Here is an 8329-nt window from a genome sequence, read left to right as displayed (position 1 = left end):
TTTCGCCGACGGCGTCATCGTCGGCTCCGCCTTCGTCGCGCGGATGCTGGACGCCCCCGACGAGGCGGCCGGCCTGGAGGGCGTCCGCGCACTCGCCGCCGACCTGGCGAAGGGCGTGCGCGGCCGGGCGTGACGGCAAGCAACTGACAGGGGGTCCCCCGTACGGGTGGACCTGGGACCGGGGAGGCGCTCAGCGCCTCCCCGGTTCGTTCTGCGGGTGTGAGCGAGAAGAACCGAGATGGAAAGCGCACCGCCCGCGAGAAGCTGGCGGCCCAGCGCGAGAAGCAGAGGTCCAGGGACAAGCGCCGGCGCGCGCTGATCGTGGGCGCGTCCGTGGTCTGCGTCCTGGGCTTGGCCGCGGTGATCGGCGTGGTCGCGGCGAACGCGGGCAAGGACGACGGCGGCGAGTCGGCCGGCCCGGTCGTGGCGCCCTCGGGCGCGCTGGGCAAGGACAGCCTCGCGATCCCCGTGGGCAAGGAGAGCGCCAAGTCGACGCTCACCATCTACGAGGACTTCCGTTGCCCGGCCTGCAAGGCCTTCGAGCTGGCGTACCGCGACACGATCCACGAGCTCACCGCCGCCGGGCAGCTCAAGGTCGAGTACCACCTGGCGACGATCATCGACGGCAACATGGGCGGCAGCGGTTCCCGCAAGGCGGCCAACGCCGCCGCCTGCGCCCAGGACGCCGGCAAGTTCCCGGCGTACCACGACGTGCTGTACGACAACCAGCCCGAGGAGACCGACGACGCCTTCGCCGGCAACGGCAAGCTGATCGGGCTGGCCGGCAAGGTGGACGGCCTGGACACGCCGGCCTTCCAGAAGTGCGTGCAGGACGGCACGCACGACAGCTGGGTCGAGAAGTCCAACAAGGCCTTCCTCGCCGGCGGCTTCAGCGGCACGCCGACCGTGCTCCTGGACGGCAGGAACATCTACAAGGAGGACTCGATGACCCCGGCCAAGCTGAAGCAGCTCGTGCAGGACGCCGACAAGTAGGCCGCGTCGGATGCCGCCCGTTACGGACCCGTAGCCGGGCTGCCCGCCGCGCTCCCCGTCCCACACGGTAGCGTCGACCCTGCCATGGAACTTGCCTTCATTCCCAGCCCGTCGCGCGGGGTGCTGCACCTCGGTCCCATCCCGCTGCGCGGCTACGCGTTCTGCATCATCATCGGCGTCTTCGTTGCCGTCTGGCTCGGCAACAAGCGCTGGATCGCCCGGGGCGGGCGGGCCGGCACGGTGGCCGACATCGCGGTCTGGGCCGTTCCGTTCGGCCTGGTCGGCGGCCGGCTCTACCACGTGATCACGGACTACGAGCTGTACTTCAGCGAGGGCCGCGACTGGGTGGACGCCTTCAAGATCTGGGAGGGCGGCCTCGGTATCTGGGGCGCGATCGCGCTCGGCGCGCTCGGTGCCTGGATCGGCGCCCGGCGCCGGGGCGTCCCGATGCCCGCGTACGCCGACGCCGTCGCCCCCGGCATCGCCCTCGCCCAGGCGCTGGGCCGCTGGGGCAACTGGTTCAACCAGGAGCTGTACGGCAGGCCCACCGACCTGCCGTGGGCCCTGAAGATCACCTCGTCGGCCGACGGGCGGGTGCCGGGCACGTACCACCCGACCTTCCTGTACGAGTCGCTGTGGTGCATCGGCGTCGCCCTGCTCGTCATCTGGGCCGACCGGCGCTTCAAGCTCGGCCACGGGCGGGCGTTCGCGCTGTACGTCGCCGCGTACTGCGCGGGCCGCTTCTGGACCGAGTACATGCGGGTCGACGACGCCCACCACATCCTGGGCCTGCGGCTGAACAACTGGACCGCGCTCTTCGTGTTCCTGCTCGCCGTCGTCTACATGGTGGTCTCGGCGCGGCTGCGGCCGGGCCGCGAGGCCGTGGTGGAGCCGGGCGCGGACGACTCCGGCACGGACACCGGGGACGGCGCGAAGACGGACGCGGACAAGGACGCCGGGACCTCCGAGGACTCCGGGTCTCCCAAGAAGGCCAAGAGCGTCAAGGAAGCCAAGGGCGTCAAGGACGCCAAGGCTCCCGAGGGCGGCACGGACGCCGGCACCGTGAAGGACGTGAAGGACGGGGCCGACTCGGCCCGGAAGGGCTGAGGCAAGGCCCGCCGTACGTCACCGAGGGCGCCCGGAGAGGATCCGGGCGCCCTCGGCGTGTGTCAGGCGAGGACGGGCCGCCGGGCCAGGGACAGGGTCCGCCGGGCCGTCGCCACCACCGCCGCGTCGATGAACCGCCCGTCCGGCAGCGCCTGCGCGCCCGGCTGCGCGGTGGCCGCCTTGACGATCGTCTCCGCCTCCTCCAGCTCCCGCTCGGTCGGCAGATACGCCCGCTCGATGATCGGCAGCTGGCGCGGATGGATGGCGGCGCGGCCGAGGAAGCCCAGAGCGCGGCCGTGCGCGCAGGACGCCGCGAGACCCTCCAGGTCCCGGGTGTCCGGATGCACCGTCTGAGACGGCGGCGCCAGCCCCGCCGCACGCGCCGCCACCACCACCCGCGCCCGCGACCAGTCCAGGCCCGCGTCACCCCGTACGCCCAGGTCGGCGCGGAGGTCCGCCTCGCCGAGGGCGATGCCGCGCAGCGACGGGTGCGCGGCGGCGATCGCGTACGCCCGCTCCACGCCCAGGGCCGTCTCCAGCAGCGCGTATAGCGGTGGCCCGCCGGTCGCCTCGGCGACGGCGGCGACCTGATCCGGGGACGTCACCTTGGGCAGCCGCAGTCCCGCCAGCCCCGGCAGCGCGGCCACCGTCGCCAGGTCCGCGGCGGCCAGCGGCCCGTCCAGGGCGTCCACCCGCACGTGCACCGGCACCGGCTGCGGGTCGGTGAGCAGCTCGGCGGTGCAGGCGCGGGCGTACTCCTTGCGGTCCGGGGCGACCGCGTCCTCCAGGTCGATCACCACCACGTCGGCCCCGGCGGCCAGCGCCTTGGCGACCACCCGGGGCCGGTCCCCGGGGGCGTACAGCCAGGTCAGCGCGGGGGGCGTCATACGACCCCCGCCTCGCGCAGCTCCTTCACGTCCGCCGGGGTCAGTCCCAGCTCGGTCAGCACCTCCTCGGTGTCCGCGCCGTGCGGGCGGCCGGCCCAGCGGATCGCGCCGGGGGTGGCCGAGAGCCGGAACAGCACGTTCTGCATGCGCAGCGGGCCCAGCTCCGGATCGTCGACGGTGGTGACGGTGTCGAGGGCCTGGTACTGCGGGTCGGCCATCACGTCCCGTACGTCCTGGATCGGGGCGACGGCCGCCTCCGCCTTCTCGAAGGCGGCGAGCACGTCGGCGCGCGTGTGCCGGGCGATCCAGTCGCCGACCGCCGCGTCCAGCACGTCCGCGTGCTCGGCCCGATCGGCGCCCGACCCGAACCACGGCTCGTCGATCAGCTCCGGGCGGCCCACCAGGTGCATCACGCGCTCGGCGACCGACTGGGCGGAGGTGGAGACGGCGACCCAGGTGCCGTCGGCGGTGCGGTAGGTGTTGCGCGGCGCGTTGTTCTGGGAGCGGTTGCCGGTGCGCGGCTGGACGTGGCCGAGCTGGTCGTACCAGGTCGGCTGCGGGCCCAGCACGGTCAGGATGGGCTCGATGATCGCCATGTCCACGACCTGGCCCTCGCCGGTGAGGTCGCGGGCGGACAGGGCCGTCATCACGGCGTACGCCGTCGCCAGCGCGGCGATCGAGTCGGCCAGCCCGAACGGCGGCAGGGTCGGCGGGGCGTCCGGCTCGCCGGTCATCGCCGCGAAGCCGCTCATGGCCTCGGCGAGGGTGCCGAAGCCGGGGCGGCGCGCGTACGGGCCGAACTGGCCGAAGGCGGTGACCCGGGTGAGGACCAGGCGCGGATTGACCGCGGACAGCTCGTCCCAGCCCAGGTCCCACTTCTCCAGCGTGCCGGGGCGGAAGTTCTCGATGACCACGTCGGCGGTCGCGGCGAGGCGGAGCAGGGTGGTGCGGCCGCCGGGCTTCGACAGGTCGAGGGTGATGGTGCGCTTGTTGCGGCCCAGCAGCTTCCACCACAGGCCGATGCCGTCCTTCGACGGCCCGTGGCCCCGGGAGGGGTCGGGGCGGGTGGGGTGCTCGACCTTGACGACCTCGGCGCCGAAGTCGCCGAGCAGGGTGGCGGCGAGCGGGCCCGCGAAGAGGGTGGCGAGATCGAGGACGCGCAGGCCGGCCAGGGGGGCGGGGACGGGCAGGGGCGCGGGGGGAGTCACGACGGGCCGGGGCATGAGCGGGTGGCCTCCGTGTGGGTGAGGTGGGCGAGGGTGTCGAAGCCGATGCCGTCGAAGTCGCCGACGGAGGTGGCCAGGCGGTTCTTCAGCGGGGCCGTCCACTGCCCGGGCAGGGCGGCCGGGGAGCCGGCGAGCAGTCCGGCGACGCTGCCGGCGGTGGCTCCGTTGGAGTCGGTGTCCCAGCCTCCCGACACGGCCCGGCAGACCGAGCCGGCGAAGTCGCCGTCCGCGTGGGTGAGGGCGGCGGCGGTCAGGGCGGTGTTGGGGACGGCGTGGACCCAGTGGTGGGCGGGGGAGTGGGTGGCGTGGAGCTCGTCCACGACCGTGTCGAAGTCGTCGTGCGCCTCGGCGAGCCGGACGGCGTGGCGGACGGCCCCGGCGAGGCGCGAGCCGGGCGGGACGACGGTGAGGCCGGTGCGCAGGCAGGCGTGGACGTCGTGGGTGCCGGTGGCGGCGTCGGCGATGACGGCCGCCGCGAACATCGCCGCGTGGACGCCGCTCGCGGTGTGGGTGAGGGCCGCGTCGCGATGTGCCTGTTCGGCGGCGCCGGCCGGGTCGCCGGGGTGGGTCCAGCCGTGCACGTCGGCGCGGATCAGGGCGCCGATCCACTCGCGGAAGGGGTTGCGGTGGCTCGCCGTGGCCGGGGGTTCGAGACCGGCGAGCAGATTGCGGTAGGCGACGCGTTCGGCGGTGAAGACGCGGCCTGCGGGCAGCTCGTCCAGCCAGACGCGGGCGACGTCGGCGGTGGTGAAGGCACGGCCGTGGCGGCGCAGGAGCAGCAGGGCGAGGAGGGGGAAGTTGAGGTCGTCGTCCTCCGGCATGCCGTCGATGTTCTCGGCGAGGGAGGTGGCCGCGGAGCGGCGGTTCCAGGGGTACGCGGCCAGCAGCTCGTCGGGGACGCCGCGGGCCGTGAAGTACGAGGTCGGGGGCCAGTTCCCGGCGGCCCGGGCGAGGCGGCGGATGCCGGTCAGGGGGAGCTTCTCGACGGGCTTGCCGAGGAGGCAGCCGGCGGCCCGGCCCAGCCAGGCGGCCTCCAGGCGCTCGGCGTACGCGGCCGGGGGCGCGGCGGGGCGCGGGGCGGGCCACTCCGGGCACCTCGCCCTGATGGCGTCCAGCTCCGTCGGTTCCTCCGCCGCCGAGGGGTTCGGCAGGGCGGCCAGCTCGTCCAGCAGCTCGTCGGCCAGCAGACGCAGGTACGGGGAGGCCTGCTGGGAGGACGCGCCCGCCCGGCCGGGGGCGTCGCGGCCGCCCGCCGCGCGCCAGCGGGACGCGATCGCCGACGCGTCGCGGCCGTCCAGCGCGGCCTGACGGAGCTCGTGGCCGAGCAGGTCCTCCGGCTGGACCCAGGTCAGTCGGAGCATCCCGTGCCCCCGATCGCGGCGAACGCCCGCTCGTGGGCGCGGCGCCGCTCGACGTCCCGCTCGAAGACCTCCCGGGCCACCTCGGTGAGCGTCGTCGCCGGCTGCCACAGGTCCAGACGGCTGGCCTCCGCGACCGTCTTCGCCCAGTCCTCGGGGACGGGGGAGCCCAGCGCCCCGGCCAGCGCGCCCGCCATCGTGGCGATGGAGTCGCAGTCGCGGCCGTAGTTGACCGCGCCGAGGACCGCGTGGCGGTAGTCGCCGCCGGACACCAGCAGCATGCCCAGCGCGACCGGTAGTTCCTCGATCGCGTGCAGCCGGGACGGGCGGCGGGCGCCGAGCGAGGGGGCGCGGTAGTCGGGGCCGACCGTGTCGTACGGCGCCACCGCCTCCCGCAGCGGTACGAGTGCCGACTCGAACTCCGAGTGGCGGGAGGCCGCCTCGCCGACCGCCTCGATCGCCGCCCGGGTGCCGTCCTTCGCCAGGGAGAGGCAGGCCGACAGCACCGTGTCCGGGGTCGCGCCGGGAGCGCAGGCCGCCGCGACCGCCGCCGCGAAGACGCCGGCCGCCTCACGGCCGTACGACGACTGGTGGGCGCCGGCGACGTCCAGCGCCTCGGCGTAGGCGCCCGCCGGGTCGGCGGCGTTGACCAGGCCGACCGGGGCCATGTACATCGCCGCGCCGCAGTTGACGATGTTGCCGGTGCCGGCCTCGCGGGGGTCGACGTGGCCGTAGTGGATCCTGGCCACCAGCCACTTCTCCGCGAGGAAGATCCGCTGGAGGGGGAGGGCGTCCGCCTCCAGCTCAGGGATCCAGCGCGGGTTCGTCATCAGGTCCGGGACCAGGTGCTCGGCGACCGCGTACGCGTCGAGGTGGTCGCGGACCGTGCCGTAGACCCGGACCAGGGCGTGGGTCATCAGGGTGTCGTCGGTGACGTGGCCGTCGCCCTTGTGGTACGGGGCGATGGGGCGGGCGGTGCGCCAGGCGTCGCCGTTCCAGGGGCCGACGACGCCGTGGATCCGGCCGCCGTGGCGTTCGAGGATCTGCTCGGGGGAGTAGCCCTCGACCGGGCCGCCGAGCGCGTCGCCGACGGCCGCGCCGACGAGGGCGCCGGTGACGCGCTCCTCCAGGCTCGCCGTGCCGTTCTCCGATGTGCGGGCTGTCATGGTGTGCGTCCTCCTTCGGGTCGGTGCGGTCGCGTGGCGTGCAGGAGCCCGGCGAGTTCCACCAGGTCCGTGCCGGTGAGGCGGGGCAGTACGCAGCCGGGCAGCGTGCGGCAGGCGTCGCGCCAGGACGCGGGGATCGACGCGCCGCCGCCCAGCGCGCCGGTGAGGGCGCCCGCCAGCGCGGGGGCGGAGTCCGCGACGCGGGAGAGGCAGGCCGCCGCCGGCACGGCCTCGGCGATCCGGCCCCCGGCGGCGCGGGCCAGGGCCAGGGCGACCGGGACGGTCTCGGCGGCGGCGACGCCGTAGCTGTAGACGTGGTCGACGATCTGGTGCTCCAGCAGCGGGACCAGGGCGAACGCGCTCTCCGCCTCGGCCGCGAGGGCGAGCGCCTGCCGGGTGTTGCGGCCGATCTCGGTCTCCTCGGGGAGCTCGGCGAGCGCGGCGTCCACGCAGGCCTCCACGTCGCCGCCGCCGAGGGCGCAGGCCAGCGCCGCCGCCATGGCCCGGGCGCCGTGCACGCCGTCGCCGTCCTGGGTGTAGCGGGCGTCGAACTCGGCGAGGTCGGCGGCGAGCCGCGGGGCGCCGGGGTGGGCGACGGCGAGGACACAGGCCCGGACGCAGGCGGCGTCGTCGAAGTAGTGCGGGTTGTCGTGGCCGGTGGCGGGCGGGCGCAGGCCGGTGGCGAGGTTGCCGAGCCCGGCCCGCACGGAGATGCGGGCGCGCAGCGGCAGTACGGCCGACTCGACCTCGGGGGCGCGGTCCGCCGCGGCGGCGACCTCGCTGGCGGCGGCGTTCCAGGTGAGGTCGATCGCGGCGCGCGTACGGCGCTCCCGGCTCAGGTCGCCGAGCGCGCTGTCGTCCCCGGCACGCAGCAGGGCCTCCGCCGCGAACGCCGCCCACTCGGCGTCGTCGGAGGGGCCGAGGCGCAGGGGCTCCGGGTTCTGGTTCAGGGCGATGGGGACGGGGAGGGTGGTGGTCGCGTTCTGCTCGGCGAACGTGTCCAGCTCGCGGGTGAGCCGCCGCGTCCACTCGGGCATCCGCGCGGCCCGATGCCGAGCAGCAGGCCACCCGGCCGCGTCCCCGACGGCCAGCCCGAGCAACAGCCCCTCGACCTGCCGAAGCTGTGTTGGCGGCGTGGGGTGGGGGTGCGTGGCGTGAGCGGGTGCCGCGGCACCGGTGCCGGGTCGGTTGCCGTCGGTGGGGGCGGGCACCGCCGGCCCGTCGGGCTGCGCGTCGCCCCCGACGGGGCCGGATACGGAGGGAGCGGTGACGGGGCGGTCACTTCCGGCGTCGGCCGGTGCGGAGGGGGTGGGAGCGGGGTGGGTGTTCTCGGCGGTGGTCGGTGCTGTGGCGGTGGCGGGGAGGGTGTCCTTGGCGGGGCTCGGTGCGGAGGGGATGGTGTGCGAGTGGGTGTTCTCGGCGGGGCTCGGTGCTGAGGGGCCCGTGGCGGTACAGACGTCGTCGGCGGTGGCCTGCGCCGGAGTTGCGCCGGCGGCGCGGGTGGGCGCCGACAGGCTGATGCGGCTGCCTACCGCGGCAGCGGCGGGCGCCGGTGGGCTGATGCCGCTGCCTGGGGCGGCAGTGGCGACGGG

7 protein-coding genes and 1 pseudogene are annotated in these 8329 nt (G+C 75.4%); 3 read left to right on the top strand and 5 right to left on the bottom strand.

All coding sequences use genetic code 11. From position 1 onward, the window contains the following. From GTW67_RS26095 to lgt, 3 genes and pseudogenes are all read left to right on the top strand, one after another. Positions 1 to 133: pseudogene (locus GTW67_RS26095) on the top strand (tryptophan synthase subunit alpha); the annotation flags it as partial. A gap of 86 nt (positions 134 to 219) precedes the next feature. Then, entirely contained in the window at positions 220 to 993 is a 774-nt protein-coding gene (locus GTW67_RS26090; RefSeq protein WP_161167231.1) for a thioredoxin domain-containing protein, read from the top strand. Between the two features lie 84 nt (positions 994 to 1077). Next, positions 1078 to 2100, top strand: coding sequence for a prolipoprotein diacylglyceryl transferase (gene lgt / locus GTW67_RS26085; RefSeq protein WP_161167230.1), 1023 nt, complete (start codon positions 1078 to 1080; stop codon positions 2098 to 2100). Positions 2101 to 2162: 62 nt separating this feature from the next. Here lgt and GTW67_RS26080 read toward each other — a convergent pair whose 3' ends face one another. From GTW67_RS26080 to GTW67_RS26060, 5 genes are read right to left on the bottom strand one after another with little or no spacing between them, the layout of a single operon-like run. Then, complete coding sequence (locus GTW67_RS26080) at positions 2163 to 2987, bottom strand: HpcH/HpaI aldolase/citrate lyase family protein (protein WP_161167229.1); 825 nt, start codon at positions 2985 to 2987, stop codon at positions 2163 to 2165. Further along, on the bottom strand, positions 2984 to 4210 hold the full coding sequence (locus GTW67_RS26075; RefSeq protein WP_161167228.1) for a CaiB/BaiF CoA transferase family protein: 1227 nt from the start codon (positions 4208 to 4210) through the stop codon (positions 2984 to 2986). Before GTW67_RS26075 ends, GTW67_RS26080 begins: the two co-directional genes overlap by 4 nt. Further along, positions 4192 to 5574, bottom strand: a complete 1383-nt coding sequence (locus GTW67_RS26070) for an ADP-ribosylglycohydrolase family protein (RefSeq protein ID WP_161167227.1) — start codon at positions 5572 to 5574, stop codon at positions 4192 to 4194. Before GTW67_RS26070 ends, GTW67_RS26075 begins: the two co-directional genes overlap by 19 nt. Continuing rightward, complete coding sequence (locus GTW67_RS26065; protein WP_161167226.1) at positions 5562 to 6737, bottom strand: ADP-ribosylglycohydrolase family protein; 1176 nt, start codon at positions 6735 to 6737, stop codon at positions 5562 to 5564. The genes GTW67_RS26070 and GTW67_RS26065 overlap by 13 nt, the downstream gene beginning before the upstream one ends. Beyond that, on the bottom strand, positions 6734 to 7948 hold the full coding sequence (locus GTW67_RS26060; protein WP_524539821.1) for an ADP-ribosylglycohydrolase family protein: 1215 nt from the start codon (positions 7946 to 7948) through the stop codon (positions 6734 to 6736). The genes GTW67_RS26065 and GTW67_RS26060 overlap by 4 nt, the downstream gene beginning before the upstream one ends. Between the last annotated feature and the right edge of the window lie 381 nt (positions 7949 to 8329).

It is taken from the genome of Streptomyces sp. SID5910, from assembly GCF_009862125.1.
Taxonomy (GTDB): Bacteria; Actinomycetota; Actinomycetes; order Streptomycetales; family Streptomycetaceae; genus Streptomyces.
This window is presented reverse-complemented; position numbering and strand designations above follow the sequence as displayed.